The sequence below is a fragment of the Reyranella sp. genome (assembly GCF_036558665.1).
Lineage (GTDB): Bacteria > Pseudomonadota > Alphaproteobacteria > Reyranellales > Reyranellaceae > Reyranella.
On the sequence record NZ_DATBFE010000149.1, the window covers coordinates 15876 to 31435 of the forward strand.

A 15560-nucleotide genomic window follows, 5' to 3' on the forward strand; every position below is an offset into this window, starting at 1 on the left:
GACGTCAGCAACGGCAGGAGGGCCGCATCGTTGGCTCGGCGAATGGATTGGCGCATGGTCCTCGGCGCGCTGCGGTTCGCCGCCTGGCTCGGCATCGCGGCGCCGCGCCCGTCCAGGCCGGGAACGATCGGCCTTGCCGACCGCCTTGCTGCCCTGCCATTGCAGGATGCGCCACTGCGACAGCCGGCGGCGGTTCGCTGGAATGACTATGCCGTGCCGTTCATCGAAGCCGGTCATGACGACGATCTTCCTGTCCTGATCGGCATGGTGCATGCCCATCTGCGTCTTGGACAAATGGAGCTGTTCCGTCGCGTCTCGGCCGGCCGGATGAGCGAGATGGTGGGTGTCGCCGCCCTCGAGCTCGATCGCACGGTGCGGATCATCGGTTTCACGCAGGCGGTGCCTGAAATGATGAGCGCCCTGCCGCCGGCGACGCGTGCCTGGGTCGAGGCCTATGTGCGCGGCATCAACCACGTGTTGACGAAGGCGCGGCCGCCGCTCGAGTTCGAGCTGTTCGCTCTCGAGCGCGAACCGTGGAGCGTGGCGGACGTCCTGACGCTGGGGCGCCTCTATGCTTTCGACAACGCCTGGCTCGTCTGGCGGCGGCTGCTCGGCGTCTACGGCAGCCCGGGGTGGGAAGCGCTGTGGGACCGGATCTCGGCGCATACCGCGCCGCCGGGCGAGCAAGTGCTTGGTGTCAACAACCGCGCCGGCAGCAACGCGCTCGCGATCACGGCCGAGCGCGCCGGCAAGCCCTGGATCGCGGCCGATCCGCATCTCGGCCTGTCGTTGCCCAACAACTGGCTGATTGCGGGCTATCGCGCGCCGAGCCACCGTGCCCTCGGCCTGATGATTCCGGGCATGCCTTTCATGGCAACCGGCCGCAACGACTGGATCGGCTGGGCCGGCACGAGCCTGCATGCCCATGCGAGCGAGCTGTGTGACGTCTCGGGACTGGCAAAAGAGCGGATCGAGGTCCGATCCGAGACCATCCGCGTGCGCTGGGGCAGGCCGCGCACGATCGCCGTGCGCACCTGCGCCGTCGGCCCGATCCTGTCGGACTCGCGTCTCTTCCGGACGGCGGACGCACGCACGCTGGCGCTGCGCTGGGTGGGGCATGCGGCAAGCGACGAGATGACGGCGATGCTGCAGGTCGAGCGTGCGCACAATTGGCGGGCCTTCCGTGCGGCGCTGCGGAGTTTCGCCGTGCCCGGCCTGAACATGATCTATGGCGATTCGGGCGGCCATGTCGGCCACCAGCTCGCGGCGTGGATTCCGAAGGAGCTGCGGCCAGGCGATCTGATCGCATCCTGCGATGCTCCCTGGACGGATTTCGCCAAGAGCGACACGCTGTCGAGCTGGTTCGATCCCGAGCGTGGCTTCGTGGTCTCCGCGAACGACCGGCCGAACAGCGAGCGGATCATCGGCCGCTTCTTCTCGCCGTCCGGCCGGGCCGACCGCCTGGCGGCGCTGATCGAGGGAATGCGACGGTGCGATCCGGCCGCGCTCGCCGGGTTGCAGCAGGACGTGCGATCGACCTCGGCGCAACGCCTGGCGCAGCTTCTGTGCCGGGCGCTGCGTGCGTCCGGCAGGCTTCCAGCCTCCCTGGAACGCAGCGCTGCCCGCCTCGCCGCCTGGGATGGCGGCTACGAGACGACCTCGAAGGCCGCGGCGCTGTTCGAGCGCTTGCTGTTCCATGTCGCGCGACGGTTCTATCGCAACGACGTGCTCGCCGCCTACGGCGCCTCCTGGGCCTTGCGCGATCTCATCCTGAACGATCTGGAGGCGAGTACGCCCGAGCAACTCGCACCACTGGTGCGCCAGGCCCTGCAACGGAGTGTCCGGCATTCCGGCAATGCGGCGTGGGGAGACCTGCATCGGCTGCGCCTCGATCATCCTCTGGGTGGCATTCCCGTGGTCGGCCGGCGCTATCGCTTTCTCGATCTGCCCGCCGCCGGCACCAGCGACACGGTGATGAAGACCTCGAACCCGCTGGTGAAGGGACGCCACGCCGTGCGCTTCGGCTCCAACGCGCGCTTCGTGGCCGATCTTTCGGTCCTCGAGGCAAACCATGTCGTGCTGCTGGGCGGCCAGGACGGCTGGTTCGGCAGCGCCAACTTCATCGATCAGGTCGAGCTTTGGCGGCGCGGTGCCTATATCCGCCTGCCGCTCACGGACGAAGGCGTGCGGCGGGAATTCCCGCTGGTCACGACCTTCGTCCCGGCGAAGGAATGATCGCCTTGCTCGACGGCACACCCTTCCTGCGAATCCATGCCCGCTGGCGGGGGGCCGAGCTTGCGCGACTGGATCCGGTTGCCGCGCAGGAGAAGGTCCTGCGGGACCTGCTTCGGCGCGCGAGCGGCACTCGTTTCCATCGCGATCATCGCCTGGCGAAGGCGATCGGCGTTGCCGACTATCAAAGCGCCGTGCCGCTGCGACACTACGAGGATTTCTGGAACGAGTACTGGGGCGGGCGTTATCCGGTGCTGGACGATGTGACCTGGCGCGGCCGGATCCCGTTATTCGCAAATTCCTCGGGCACCAGCACGGGCAGGACCAAGCACATTCCCGTCTCGACGGCGATGGCCGCCGCCAATCGCCGGGCCGCGATCGACCTCCTGGTGCATCATGTCGCAAACCGGCCCGCGAGCCGCATACTCGCCGGCCGCAACTTCATGCTCGGGGGCAGCACGGCGCTCGAACGCGTCGCCTCCGGCGTGGCTGCGGGCGACCTGAGCGGCATCGCTGCGGCGGGCGTGCCGTGGTGGGCGAGGCCCTACTTCTTTCCCTCGGGCGCGCTCGGCGCGATCGCCGACTGGGAGGAGAAGACACAGCGTCTCGCCGAGCAGTCGCTTGCGGCGAACGTCCGCAGCCTGTCGGGCACGCCGAGCTGGCTGCTGCCCTTCTTCGACCGGTTGCGGGCGCTGCGGCCGGGCAGCTCCCGCCTGTTCGACTGGTATCCGGACATGGAGATGATCGCCCATGGCGGCATTTCCTTTGCGCCCTATCACGCGCACTTTTCCGAGCTGATGAAAGGCGGCCATGCCGAGACGCGCGAGGTCTATCCGGCGAGCGAGGGTTTCGTCGCCCTGGCCGATGCCGGGCCGGACGATGGGCTGAGGCTGCTGGTCGACAACGGCCTGTTCTTCGAGTTCGTGCCGCTCGACGAACTGTCGGCGGCAAGCCCGACGCGGCATTGGCTCGACACCGCCGAGATCGGCGTCAACTACGCGCTGGTGCTGACGACTTGTGCGGGTCTCTGGTCTTACATCCTCGGCGACACGGTGCGCCTCGTGAGTCGCAACCCGCCGCGGCTGGTGGTGACCGGCCGTATCTCCTGGGGTCTTTCCGCTTTCGGCGAGCATCTGATCGGCGAGGAGATTGACAAGGCCGTCGCGGCCGCGGCGGCGGAGGTGAAGGCCGGTGTCGCCGACTTCACCGTCGGGCCGGTCCATTCCATCGACTCGGGCCGCAGCGGCCATCACCTCTATGTCGTCGAGTTCGTGCGGCGACTGACGGAGGGCGAATGTTGCCGCTTCGCCCGGGCGATCGATCGCGAACTTGCCGCCCTTAACAAGGACTATGCCGAGCATCGCGCCGGCGACTTCGGCATGAGGCCACCGGAGGTGCGCGCGGTGGCTGCCGGCAGCTTCGCCCGCTGGATGAAGGCGCGCGGCAAGCTCGGCGGCCAGAATAAGGTCCCGCGCGTCATCGCCGACGCCTCCGCGTTCCAGGCGGCCGTGGCCGCGATCGACTGCCGCGACTGAAGTCCGACTTTTCATTCGTGCGAGGGACCGTGCATGACGCAAAAACAGAAGATGCTGGCCGGCCAGCTCTACAACGCCGCCGATCCCGAGTTGCAAGCCGATCAGGCACGCGCGCGAGCGTGGATGGCGCGCTACGGCGCGGCGCTCGCCATGACCGATGCCGAGAGACTCGCGCTGCTTCGCGAGCTTCTTGCCGAGGCGGGTGAGGGAACGGTGATCCGTCCGCCGTTCCACTGTGACTACGGCTTCAACATCCGGCTGGGTGGCGGAGTCTTCCTGAACTTCGGGTGCGTGATCCTCGATGTCGTGGCCGTGACGATCGGCGCCGGCACGCAGATCGGTCCGGCGGTGCAGATCTACACCGCCGACCATCCGCGCGACGCGGCACTGCGCAAGTCCGGAGTCGAGTTCGGTCGTCCGGTTTCGATCGGTCGCAACGCGTGGATCGGCGGCGGCGCGATCCTGCTGCCCGGCACGACGATCGGCGACGACGCGATTGTGGGTGCCGGCAGTGTCGTCACTCGCGGCGTCGCGGCGGGCGCGATGGTCCATGGCAATCCTGCGCGCCCGCGCTGACCTCGTACCGTTTGGGTCGGCCAAGAATGCGGACATACTATCCGCATGCAAATCCTGCCGGTGGTTGTGCATAAGTCCGGACGCCACGAGCCGTGCCGTAGCCCGGCCATTGCACGCTGAAGCGCGGTCGAGCATCGTTTTACGCAGGGGCAGCGCAAGAAGCTGGTGGGAGCGCGGGTGCTGATCATCGATGACAACTTCCTCATCGCCGAAAGGTTGAGTCGTCTCGTTCGCAGTGAGGATGGTCTGGGTGTGGAACCAGCCACGACATGGCAAGGGGCCTGCGCGTTCATTCGCAGCAGGCCGGCCCTCGCCGGTCCCGCGGCTGCTCGAGGAGAGGCATGTCCCATTCCTCGTCGTGCGCTGGCCACGCTCGGTTCGGAGGCTTTCGGCACCGCCTGACGCAACGGGACGGAGCAAGCAGTTTTGGGGTGGGAAGGTGAAGGCGCCGGCGACAGGTCAGTATGTCGCCGGCGCCGCTGCCGACACAAGGTTGGGGTGTGTGCCGGCAACGCCCGCAAGGTATCTCGGCGGCGCGCGATGGCCAGTGACCAAATGAAGAAGCACGGGCTCACCCTATGGTTCGTGAACTCGCTGTCCCGCGCCGTTCATTTGTGCGCCGTCGGCCTGCGCGTCGGCCGATCGTGATGGTTGCGGCGCAGGCGAAGCCGGCGGCTCGATGCTGCTGGACGGCACGGCAACCAGCACCGCGGCGGCCGCCGCCGTCCATAGGCGGATTGAAAGAGCCTTCCACGCGGGCGGCCGTGCTGGCGCTCTCGGCCTGAGCAGCGCGCGCAAAACACTTATCGTCTGCGGCCGGTCGCCGGGATGGAGCGCCAACGCCCTGTCGATGCCCGCCAGAAGCTCGCGCGCCAAGCCTGCGGGGGCGAGGCCGATCAAGGGTTCGTATCGATCGGCGCGCAGGCGTTCGACGGCATCGGGCGGCGCGCGCCCGGTGATGGCGTAGTAGATCGTGGCGGCCAGCGCATAGATATCGGTGGCGGTGTCAGGCTTCTCGCCGCGCACAAGCTCGGGCGCGGCATAACCCGGCACCCGCAGCGATGCCGCCGTCTCGGGCAGCCGCGATGCCATGGCCGCCCTCGCGTTGGCGAAGCCGATCAGGGTTGGCCGGCCGATCAGGTCAAGCATCACGTTGGCGGGGCGGATGTCGCCGTGGAGCAGGCCTTCGTCGTGCAAGTGCGCCAGGGCCTCGACCAAGGCACTCACCAGACGTTGCACGGTCGCCGGACGCAGTGCGCCTCCGGTGCGCACGCGCATGTCGAGGCTGATGCCGGACACCAGATCGAAGACCGCGCAGGACGTGCCATTGGCGTCGAACAGGTCGATTGCCCGGACGACGGACGGCGCCGGCGGGATCTCGCGGAGTCGCATGGACTCCTCGACGAAGCGCGCGCGAATGAAGTCGAGATCGGGGGCCAGGGTCGCGGGCTGCGCGACGACGTTCGTGCCATCCAGCCGCAACGCCAGCGTCCAGGGCAGGAATTCCTTGATCACGACGTTGCGGCCGAGCGTGGGATCGCGCGCGCGATAGGTAGGCCCGAGCACACCGCAGCCGAGCAGAGACATCACCTCGTACCGGCCGATCATGTCGCCCGGCCAGAGCGTCACGAAGGCGGCATCGCTCAGATGCCGTGCCTGGCCCATCGGCAAAGTCTCCGCACTCCGGGACGAGTCGGATGATCTGGCGGCGGGAACGAGGACCATTCGATGCGACCTTAAGAGCCGATGGCATTGCCGACGGTGACAAAGTTGAGCCTTAATCGGGGCGCGGCGCCAATGATGGGTCTGCAAATGGCCGTCAATGCGCCGCCGGCTTCCAGGGCGGCTCGCGACGTTCCGGCCGACGCGCACGACGCCCCGGCGGACGTTTGCGCAGTGGAGAGATGATGCCCTCCAGGCGGACCCGGAGGTCCGGAAGCCGGGCGTAGCGCAGGCGCGCGGGCTCGAGGGCCGCCCGCTGATGCAGCACGGCTGCGCCGCCGCAGAGGAACATGACCGCCCAGCAGGTCGGACCGACATAGGCGCCGGAGGCCTGACCCAGGATCGCCCACGCCATCCAGCAGAAGGCGGCGCTCGGAATGCCGAGGGCGAACAGCCAGGTCGTGAGGGCCGCGGTGATGACGATGCCGAAGAACAGGCCGAGATAGATCCAGTGCAGCCAGAAGTAGTTGATCAGGAGCTCGGTCGCCGGCGAGACGATCTGCCAGGCGGTCGAGTAGGCGGGCGACTGCACGTAAATGTTGGTGACGCGGGCTTCGATGAAGGGCTCGCCCGTGAGCCCGGCGCCGGTGATCGGGTAGTCGCGCAGTATCTCCCTTGCGGCGATCGCCGGTCCCTGCACCCGGTAGAAGAAACTGGGATCGTTGCCCGCAGCCACCTGCTCGATCCGATTGTGAAATACCGACAGGCCGACCACGACGAATGCCACCAGGAAGAACACCGCGACGATTGCGACCTTGAACAGCCTGAGGAAGCTCAGACGTCCGTTGTGACGGCTGGCAAGGAAGAGCAGGTAAGGCAGGATCAGGACCAGCATCAGCAGCAGCGTCGGGCCCGGCATGGCGAACAGACCGAGCGCCACCAGCGCCACGTAGAGGACGAGTTTCCAGCGCCAGCGGCTCACCACGAACCAGACGAAGGTGAACAGCGAGAAGCAGAAGGTGACGCTTGCCGGCTCGGAGGCGAAGAACTTCGGCCGCACACGATGGTACAGGACCATGTCCCGCAGGTCGTTCTCGTAGACGCCGCGCTGATAGATGGCCTGGCGGACATGGTCGCTGATGTCGCGCAGGCCGGTATAGTCCTCGAGCAGGCAACCGATCACGATGACGAGGGCGATCGCCAGGAACAGGCCGGCGATCTGGGTTCGACGCGCCTGCACGACGGTGAGGAAGAGCGCGTAGCCGATGGTGAGCGAATAGACGAGCTGGACGAGCCCATTCAGTCGGCGCGACAGGAACGACACGTTCGGCGCCACGAGGATGGAGACGAGGTAGAGGAAGAGGATGAAGAGATAGCCGATGAACGCCTTCTCCGAGATCTGCTGCCGGCGCCGCCACAACAGGGTCAGCCCGGCAATGCCCGATGGCACCGACGGGAACGGCACCTTGGCCGAGATCATGATGGTGTAGTGGGTATAGAGGCCGATCAGAAAGACCAGGATGAGCGCCATGTCGGCGCCGCTGATGCCGGCGCCTTGTCGAATCCGGGCGGCGTTGGTCCTCGTCGCTCCGAACCAGTCCAGGTGGGAAACGCTTCGCCGGTAGTCCAGCGCATGAGCCATCGTCTGAATCCCTTCAGACCCCCGAGTTTCCTCCTCTCTGGTATTTTGTCGTCGAGCCCGGCCCGCCGAACGGCGCTCTGCTGACACCGGGATGGCGCGATATGGCCGACGACTAGCACCCGGCGCGGCAGGTGGCCCGTGTCATCGGTGTGGCGCCGGCACGAGGCAGGACGCGCAGGGAACGCGCAACTTTTTCGCAGGCGCGGCTACGGCTCGTGAGTCAGTGTAGGACGCTCCGGGGCAGGATGATGCGCGCGAAGGACGGCCAGCCGTGCCTGCAAATCGCGCGGCAATTCCGGCACCGGCCGCCGCTCGGGTTCGGTCGCCTCGGCGCGCTGGTGCAGGACGGCCGCGGCCGGCGAGCGCACATGGAGATCGACGACGCGCCCTTCGATGTAGGGCGCGCCGGTGAGGCCGGCGCCGGCGACCGGCAAGTTGACGATCGAATCAAGTCCGGCGATCGCCGGTCCCTGCACGCGGTAGAAGAAGCTGGGATCGTTGCCGCGCGAAATCTCGTTCAGCCGCGCCGCTTGCGCCCATATCACTCGTCTACCACCGCGACAGCGCTGGCGTGCGTGATCTCGAGGTGGCGGCAGGCTGTCATCCTTGTGATCCTGCACAGCAAGACGCGACCCCGATGGCGTGAGCATCACGCGCCAGCCGCGTGCTGGCGGCGTCGGTCAGCGCGTGGTGTCGGGTTGAGCGAGGGAGGCATCGGCCGGCGGGCCGTCATCGCGCCCTTTGGCGGTCGCCGTCTTCCTGGCGCTGTCGAACCTGGCAAGCGCCGCGGCCGCCTCGTCGAGAAGCGTCCGCACCTGGCGCTGAGTCAGGAAGCCGCTCGCCGGCTCGTCGTGCGCCTTCTGCCAGGCCGCGATCATCTGCCGCGTGCGCGGCCCGAACCGGCTGTCGGTGCCCAGGGTATCGAAGCCCTGCGCGGTCAGCGCGACCTGCAGACGCTGACGGTCGAGCGGCGACAGGTTGAGCGCGACCTCGCGCGCCTCGGCGCGCGTCGGCTCCAGCGTGTCGTCGTAGGTGGCGATCGCCGCCGCGCCGTCCTTCGCCAGCGCCTGCAATTGGATCGAGGTAAGAAAGCCGGTCGGCGCGTCGTTACGGGTGATTTGCCAGGTCGCGATCATCTGCCGCGTGCGCGGCCCGAAGATGCTGTCGATGTCGCCCGGGTCGAAGCCGAGCGACGCGAGCGCGACCTGCACGTGCTGGCGGTCGAGCGGGCTGAGACGTAGCGCCACCTCGTTCGCTTCGGCGCGGCGGGGATCCTGCAGGGCGTCGAAATCGGCGATGGCTTCCTGAGGCGCGTCCCTCAGCATGGTCTCGATCTGTGCCGAGGTCAGGAAGCCGGTCGGCGGCTCCTTGTGGCGGCGCTGCCAGTCGGCGATCGTCCGCCGCATCTGCGTACTGAACGAGCCGTCGAGATTGCCTACATCGAAGCCGAGGGCGTTGAGCGCCACCTGAACATGCTGACGGTCGAGCCTCGACAGGCGGAGCGCACTCTCCCTGGCCTCGGCTGCCTTGAGGTCGAGGGTGTCGGCCTGCTGTTTGGCTTCCGCCTCGGCGAGGCGCTTGGCTTCGGCTTCCGTGTCGGCGCGGCGCTTGGCTTCCGCCGCGGCGTCGGCCTGCCGCTTGGCCTCCGCCTCGGCCTCGAGCTTCTTCAGGATGGCCTGCTCTTCTTCCTGTCGGCGGCGCAGAGCGGCGGCCGTGGCGTCGGCCTCGGCCTGCTTGCGTGCAGCCTCCTGCTGGCGCATCTCCGCCTCGACGGCGTCGAGAGCCGCCCTTTCGGCCGCCCGATTGCGGCGAATCTCGTCGAGCGCCGCCTGGTGCGCCATCGCTTCGGTATGCTCCAGGGCAAGCCTGGTGCGTTCGTCCGTGCCGGCAGGGCGGACCGACTTCGGTGGCGGCGAGAAGGCATCGAGGAGAAGTTGCGTTCCTCCGAGCTCGTGAAATCCGCCCGCTGCGGCGACACCGATCGAGACGGCGGCCGCCGCGGCGATCCAGAAGGCGGGGCGGCGGCCACTCGACACGCGTCGTGGCTCGGGAGGGAGCACCCCCACCTGCGAGGGCAGCGCCGCCATCACCGCACGCGGCCCGCTGGCGGGCCATAGCATGGCCTGCCATTCGGCCACCGATTGCGGCCGGTCGTCGTGAGCGAGCTCGAGGCCTCTGTCGATGCCGGCCAGCAGGGCGGGCGCGAAGCCGCTCGGCGCCAGCGTCGTCAGCCGCCGATAGCTGTCCGAATGTGCACGTGCTGCAGGGCCGGGCGGAGGGTGTCCGGCGATTGCGCAATGGAAGGTGGCGGCAAGGCTGTAGATGTCGGTCCATGGCCCGGGCGTGTCGTCGTCGACTTGCTCCGGCGCCGCATACTCTGCGCGCGAAAGCGCCGCCAGGGCCGGCATCCGGACGGCGCTCGCGAGCCGCGCGCCACCGACGTTGACCAGGGTCGGCCGGCCCGACATGTCGAGCATGATGTTGGCCGGGTTGATGTCGCCGTGCAGGAGACCGGCGTCGTGCAGCTGCAGCAGCGCCTCGAGCAGTGCGCGCAGCAAGCGGTCGACTTCCCCGGGACGCAGACACTTGCCGCCATGCAGCCGGTCCTCGAGCGATATCCCGGCGACGAGATCGAGGACCACGTAGAAGGTGTCGTTGGCGTCGACCAGATCGACCACGCGGGCGAGGAAGGGTGCGCCCTGCAGCGTCGAGAGATTGCGCGCCTCCTCGATGAACCGCTCGCGGGCACGGTCGAGGTCGGCAGCAAGTTCGGGCGAGCGCGGGGTCATCCTGGCGCCCGCGGATCGCGTCGCCAGTGCCGGCGGCAGGAACTCCTTGATCATGACCTCGCGGCCCAGCTCGCGGTCGCGTCCGCGATAGGACGGACCGAGCGAGCCTTGACCCAGGAGGGCCACGATCTCGTAACGACCGACCGTCTCGCCGGGCGACAGGGGCGCACATTCCGCCTCGGCGACTGCATGCACCATGGCCGGTTCGGGCTGTGGATGCCCGTCGTCGCCGGACGGGCTGGCGCCCGGCATCGATAAGTCGTCGGAAAGCGGCATGGCGACGCAAGTGTAGGGATACGGCGTTGCGCCGTTCCAGCAACCCGTCCGTGACAAAGCTAAGGCCGCGCGGTGGCCGGCCGTCGCGTCGCGGGATTGGTCCTATTCCTGCCGCGTCAGCGTCAGCCCGCCCGCCGGGTCACCATTGCCGCCGAACGTGAACTGAACCGTGTTGCTCGCCATCTGGCCATCGTAGTGCTGGCTGAGCGGCTCGCACTGCAGGTTGTAGCCCTTGAGGTCCAGTCCGACAGCGCCGTCGGGCGTAATCGAAAGCGTGAATGTTGCCGTCCCGCAACCGCTGACCTTCCACCGGCCCGAACCCTTGCCGCCAACCACGCGCAGGGAAACGGGCTGGTCGCCGGTCGACACGTTGACGGCGCCGGCGTAGTCGCCGTCAAACGGGTTGTTCTCCTTGGCGGCTGCCTCGGCTGCCTTCTTCTGCTGATCGTCGAACGCGGCGATCGTCTTGGCGCCCTCCTTGAACAGGGCATCCTTCTCTCGTGCGGTCAGGAAGGTGGTCGGCGGGTCGTTGCGGTTCTTCTGCCATGCCGCGATCGCCTGACGGGTGCGCGGACCGAACGCGCCGTCGATGCCGCGCGTGTCGAAGCCGAGCCCGCTCAGGGCCGCCTGGACGTGCTGGCGATCGAGTTGCGTGAGCTTGAGCGCCGCCTCTGCCGCCTGGGCGACCTTGGGATCGGCCGCCTCGGCCTTGCGCCTCGCCTCGGCCGCCGCCTCCTGCTTTCTGTGGAATTCGGCTTCGATTTCCCGGCGGAGGGCGGCCTTCTCGGCCTCGATCCGCTGCCGCTCCGCTTCTTCCTGTTGGCGCTTGGCTGCGGCCGTGGCTTCGGCGATGGCCTTCGCCTGCGCGGCAGCCTGCTCGGCGCGACGGTGCTCGAGATCGACCGCATGCTGGCCGTTGACGGGCGCCGTCGCCTCGGTGGGCACAGCCGAGGGAATGGCGAAAAGGAAGTAGGTCAGGCCGCCCAGTGCGAGCGCTGACGCTGCCGCGACGCCGAGCCAACCGGCGCGTCTGTGGGTCCGCGTCGCGTGGTGCGGGATGTCCGAGTCGGCAGTCTCGGCCGGGGGCCGTGTGCGCGGCGCCCGGAACGCCTGCGCCGGTGCCGTCGTCGTCGTGTCGGTCTGCGACGCAGCGGCTGATGCGCCGAATTTTCCGGTCCGCCAGAGGATTGATCGCCACTGGGCAATCGATTGCGGCCGGTCGGCCATGCGCAACGCAAGTCCCGTGTCGATTCCCTCGAGCATCGCCGGCGAAAAACCTGCCGGCTTGAGCACACTCAGGGGCTGGCAGCTGTCCTCCGGCAAGCGATCGCGCACGCTGGGAGGCGGATGACCGATCAGCGCGTGATAGAAGGTCGCTGCAAGGCCATAGATGTCGGTCCACGGCCCCTGCTTGCCGCCGCCCATCTGCTCCGGCGCGGCGTAACCCGGCGTGACGGCAGCAGCCGACGGCGTGCGGGCAGTGCCGACGTCGATCAGCGTCGGCTTGCCGACCGCGTCGAGCACGATGTTGGCCGGATTGATGTCGCCATGAAAAAAGCCACGGCTGTGAACCCGCTCCAGGCTCTCGAGCAGCGGCCACAGCAAGCGATCGAGCTCGGCGGGCGACAGGCGATTGCCTTCTCTCAGCCGGCGCTCGAGCGTGACGCCCTGGACCTGCTCCATGACGATATAGGCGGTCTCGTTGGCCTCGATGCAGTCGAGCACCCGCACCACGCAGGGAGCGAGCTGAAGCGAGGCCAGCATGCGGCCCTCGTTCAGGAAATGCCGGCGGCCGCGGACGAATTCGTCAGCCGTCTTGTTGGAGCGCGGCACCACGGTCGCGTTCGCCTCGCGCATTGCCAGCGCCGGCGGCAGGAATTCCTTGATCATGACCTCGCGCCCCAGCCGCATGTCGCGGGCGCGATAGGTCAAGCCGACGGCCCCTCCCGCGAGGAGCGCCTCGATCCTGTAACGGCCAATCGCCTGCCCCGGCCGCAGCACGACGTCGGCGTCGCGCGGGCCCGGCCCCATCTCATCTGGAGGAGTCATTGCTGGCGCGAGTGTAGTTACCGAGCGCCGGGGTACCAGTGGCGTTGCCCGATATCCCGTGACAAAGTTGGGTCCATCGGTCGAAACGTGCTGAATTGCCGTGCTAAAGGGTCGCGGCGTGCGGCAATCCGGCTCCTCCGGCCGGGCGGTGTTGCGTGATCAAGTCCCTCTATGCAGCCGACCCGGCTTCGCTCTCGTCATCCCACGTGTTCAGCACGCCGAGCTGCTGCAATGGCTCGAACAGGCGCAGCAGGCTCGTATAGTTGAACTCCAGCAGGGTCATGATCTCCGGCTGCTGGACGTAGGCGGTGGCGACGATCACGCCACCCCTGCGCTTGAGGCAGCGGCCTTCGCGTACCAGGCGGGTCAGCCGGCGGCTGACCGTCGATTCACCCAGACCCAGAACCGCCGCGATCGTGGCAGCGTTGGTCGGAACCTTGAGTTCGTCCGGCATCAATCCGTTGCTCACGACGACGGACGGCAGGTCGGCCGTGTGCTCGGAATTCTCGCGCAGCGTCGCCAGCAGGATCAAGGCGGTGGTGAGGTCGCCAATGGCGCGCACGAGGCCCGCGACCATCCGCAGGAAGTGGCTGAAGGCGAGGCGGGTCACGGCCCGGACAGGTGGCGCGCCGCTGGCGGCGGGAACATGCCTGTGCGCGAGCTCTCCGAGGCAACCGTTCGCCTTGAGCCGCCGATAGAGCGTGCGCGTCAGCTCGTAGGTCCGCTTGACCACGGCCTCGTGTTCGGCGCGGGCGATCACGCGTGACGGGATGCGGATGCCCTCGTCGCTGAGCTCGCACAATCCTTCGGCCACGAGACGCCGGATGCGGCGGCGCACCGTTTCGAAGGCCACGCCTGTCCTGGCCGCTACGGCGCTGATGCTCACGGGACGGCGCAGCTCATCGGGCGGCAAGGCTTCGAGCGTGCCGTAGCGGCAGAGCAGGCCGGCGTCCGTGGCCAACGCCTCGACGTTGGCCTGGGCCACCGCGGCCAGGATGATGCGGTCGAGCGGATCCTCGCCCGAGGTGATCTCGGCGAGCAGGTCGAGCAACAGGGCATTGGACGCGCGCATCGCCGCTGCGATCGTCGACAAGGGGACGGCAGTCGTCATCGGTAGAGCCGAGGATTCCGCATATCGGACGGTCACGCCCTCCACCATGCTTCAACGATGTCGATGCGGCCAGAGTATCACGGATCGCGTGTGGAAGCCTCGGGCGATCAACCGTCACGCTGTCGAAAGTGGCGCGTGGTGGTGAACGTCCTGACGGTGCTGGTGCCGGACCGTCATGTCACGAGCTGCCAGCCCGGCGAAGCCGGGAAGCGTGCGCAGCGTGTCGAAAGTTCGTCGAGGTCGGTGACCTTTACGCGTTGCTGGCGCCATGATCCTCGAGGAAGGCCCGGCCGCGCGCCGTCAGTTCCACCATCCGTCCCTTGCGTGCGACGAGGCCGTGGTCGGTCGCCTCCTCCCACACCGGCAGGCGCGGGCAGGAGGTGCGCCAGCCGTCGATGACCTCGGCGTGCGTGCGCGGTTGCTTGGCGATCCATTCGAGCAGGTCGCGGATCAGCGGTGTGAGGGTGTCGGCCATAGCAGCCTCCGGTCGCGGTCGCCCGCCATAATGCGCCGGCTCGCGAGGTTGTTCCAATATATCGGATCGACCTCGGCCATATGCCGAACATCTGTCGGGAGCTGATGGGCCTCGCCCTGCCCGGATCGGTCCCCGGGCATCAGCATGGCACGTCGCCTTGCAGCATGACGCGGTAGAGATAGCGCGTCTCGCTCATGTCGTAGTCGCCGTTGGCTTTGTGCAACAGGCAGCGATTATCCCAGATCACGAGGTCGCCGGGCCGCCAGACATGGCGGTACTGGAAGCGCTCCGCGGTCGCGTGCTCGAGCAATTCGTCGAGCAGCGGCAGGGCCTCCCTGTGATCGAGGCCCAGGATGCCTTCGATGCGGATCGGGTTGATGTAGATCGACTTCTTCCCGCTCTCGGGATGAGTGCGCGTGATCGGATGCAACACCGCGTTCGGCACGCGCTCCATGCCGGCCTGCGGCAGCGCCATGAGTTTCCGCGCGCTGTGGCTGCTCTGGTAGACGTGGATCGCCACAAGCCCGGCGATCCGCCGCTTGGTTTGTTGCGGCAGCGCCTCGTAGGCCGCCGCCATGTTGGCGAATTGGGTGTCGCCGCCGCGCTCGGGCAGGGCAACGGCATGGAGCGCCGTCGCCTTCGGCGGGCGGCTGTCGTTGGAGTGATCGGTGTGCCAGCCCTCGCCGGGAACGTAGCGCCGTCCGTCGGGGAAGCGGTCCTGGTTGGAGAGGTAGTGGATCTGCGGACAGTCGGGCAGGGCGAAGCGCGTATTGTGTTGCTGGAACACCGACCCGAAGATCTTGACGGCCTCGAGCATTTCCCGGGGCGCGAGCTTCTGATCGCGGATCACGAGCACGCCATGCTCGACGAATACCCGGTTGAGGCGGGCTTTGTCCTCGGCGCCCATCGGCTGCGAGAGCTTGACGCCGGACACCTCGACCCCCGTGCGGTGGCAGGCCCCGGGCTTCGTCAGAGGGTTGATCTCCATGGGAGCGTCTATTCACATCGAATGCAATATCGCGATGCAAAGCGAGACAGATTGCATTCTTCTTGCGATATGATACAGATGGCCGCAGATTCTGGCCCAAGTTAAGGCATCATTGCCTGAATCGGGGCGATCTGGTATGATTTTTCTGTGACCTTTATTGGTAGTTTCGCGACCCACGAATTTTTCCAAGTCTCGTGAATTTCAAGCTCAGGCGGGTTTTCGCCT

General features: G+C 67.6%; 11 protein-coding genes. 3 read left to right on the forward strand and 8 right to left on the reverse strand.

Features of this window, described 5'->3' with window-relative positions:
* Positions 1-42: 42 nt before the first annotated feature.
* From VH499_RS21390 to VH499_RS21400, 3 genes are read left to right on the forward strand one after another with little or no spacing between them, the layout of a single operon-like run.
* The gene (locus VH499_RS21390; protein WP_332054789.1) at positions 43-2235 is read left to right on the forward strand and encodes a penicillin acylase family protein; all 2193 of its coding nucleotides are present in this window, start codon (positions 43-45) and stop codon (positions 2233-2235) included.
* Positions 2232-3767, forward strand: coding sequence for a GH3 family domain-containing protein (locus VH499_RS21395; protein WP_332054790.1), 1536 nt, complete (start codon positions 2232-2234; stop codon positions 3765-3767). The genes VH499_RS21390 and VH499_RS21395 overlap by 4 nt, the downstream gene beginning before the upstream one ends.
* 33 nt (positions 3768-3800) lie before the next feature.
* On the forward strand, positions 3801-4343 hold the full coding sequence (locus VH499_RS21400; protein ID WP_332054791.1) for a sugar O-acetyltransferase: 543 nt from the start codon (positions 3801-3803) through the stop codon (positions 4341-4343).
* Between the two features lie 576 nt (positions 4344-4919).
* On the opposite strand, the gene VH499_RS21405 is transcribed toward VH499_RS21400, so the two are convergent.
* From VH499_RS21405 to VH499_RS21440, 8 genes are all read right to left on the reverse strand, one after another.
* Entirely contained in the window at positions 4920-6008 is a 1089-nt protein-coding gene (locus VH499_RS21405; protein ID WP_332054792.1) for a serine/threonine-protein kinase, read from the reverse strand.
* 154 nt (positions 6009-6162) lie between these two features.
* Entirely contained in the window at positions 6163-7647 is a 1485-nt protein-coding gene (locus tag VH499_RS21410) for a hypothetical protein (protein WP_332054793.1), read from the reverse strand.
* A 206-nt stretch (positions 7648-7853) separates the two neighbouring features.
* Positions 7854-8192, reverse strand: a complete 339-nt coding sequence (locus VH499_RS21415) for a hypothetical protein (protein ID WP_332054794.1) — start codon at positions 8190-8192, stop codon at positions 7854-7856.
* Positions 8193-8327: 135 nt separating this feature from the next.
* The gene (locus tag VH499_RS21420) at positions 8328-10712 is read right to left on the reverse strand and encodes a peptidoglycan-binding protein (protein ID WP_332054795.1); all 2385 of its coding nucleotides are present in this window, start codon (positions 10710-10712) and stop codon (positions 8328-8330) included.
* A 102-nt stretch (positions 10713-10814) separates the two neighbouring features.
* Positions 10815-12761 (reverse strand): serine/threonine-protein kinase, encoded by a 1947-nt coding sequence (locus VH499_RS21425; protein ID WP_332054796.1) that lies wholly within the window; start codon positions 12759-12761, stop codon positions 10815-10817.
* A 169-nt stretch (positions 12762-12930) separates the two neighbouring features.
* On the reverse strand, positions 12931-13872 hold the full coding sequence (locus VH499_RS21430) for a hypothetical protein (protein WP_332054797.1): 942 nt from the start codon (positions 13870-13872) through the stop codon (positions 12931-12933).
* A gap of 250 nt (positions 13873-14122) precedes the next feature.
* A complete protein-coding gene (locus tag VH499_RS21435; RefSeq protein WP_332054798.1) occupies positions 14123-14347 on the reverse strand; it encodes a hypothetical protein in 225 nt (74 codons plus the stop codon).
* Between the two features lie 139 nt (positions 14348-14486).
* The gene (locus VH499_RS21440; RefSeq protein WP_332054799.1) at positions 14487-15335 is read right to left on the reverse strand and encodes a TauD/TfdA family dioxygenase; all 849 of its coding nucleotides are present in this window, start codon (positions 15333-15335) and stop codon (positions 14487-14489) included.
* Positions 15336-15560: the final 225 nt, after the last annotated feature.

Excerpts from the sequence above, each read along its gene's own strand:
- VH499_RS21390 (WP_332054789.1), top strand. The coding sequence starts at position 43 with ATGGATTGGCGCATGGTCCTCGGCGCGCTGCGGTTCGCCGCCTGGCTC.
- VH499_RS21395 (WP_332054790.1), top strand. The coding sequence starts at position 2,232 with ATGATCGCCTTGCTCGACGGCACACCCTTCCTGCGAATCCATGCCCGC.
- VH499_RS21400 (WP_332054791.1), top strand. The coding sequence starts at position 3,801 with ATGACGCAAAAACAGAAGATGCTGGCCGGCCAGCTCTACAACGCCGCC.
- VH499_RS21405 (WP_332054792.1), bottom strand. The coding sequence starts at position 6,008 with ATGGGCCAGGCACGGCATCTGAGCGATGCCGCCTTCGTGACGCTCTGG.
- VH499_RS21410 (WP_332054793.1), bottom strand. The coding sequence starts at position 7,647 with ATGGCTCATGCGCTGGACTACCGGCGAAGCGTTTCCCACCTGGACTGG.
- VH499_RS21420 (WP_332054795.1), bottom strand. The coding sequence starts at position 10,712 with ATGCCGCTTTCCGACGACTTATCGATGCCGGGCGCCAGCCCGTCCGGC.
- VH499_RS21425 (WP_332054796.1), bottom strand. The coding sequence starts at position 12,761 with ATGACTCCTCCAGATGAGATGGGGCCGGGCCCGCGCGACGCCGACGTC.
- VH499_RS21430 (WP_332054797.1), bottom strand. The coding sequence starts at position 13,872 with ATGACGACTGCCGTCCCCTTGTCGACGATCGCAGCGGCGATGCGCGCG.
- VH499_RS21435 (WP_332054798.1), bottom strand. The coding sequence starts at position 14,347 with ATGGCCGACACCCTCACACCGCTGATCCGCGACCTGCTCGAATGGATC.
- VH499_RS21440 (WP_332054799.1), bottom strand. The coding sequence starts at position 15,335 with ATGGAGATCAACCCTCTGACGAAGCCCGGGGCCTGCCACCGCACGGGG.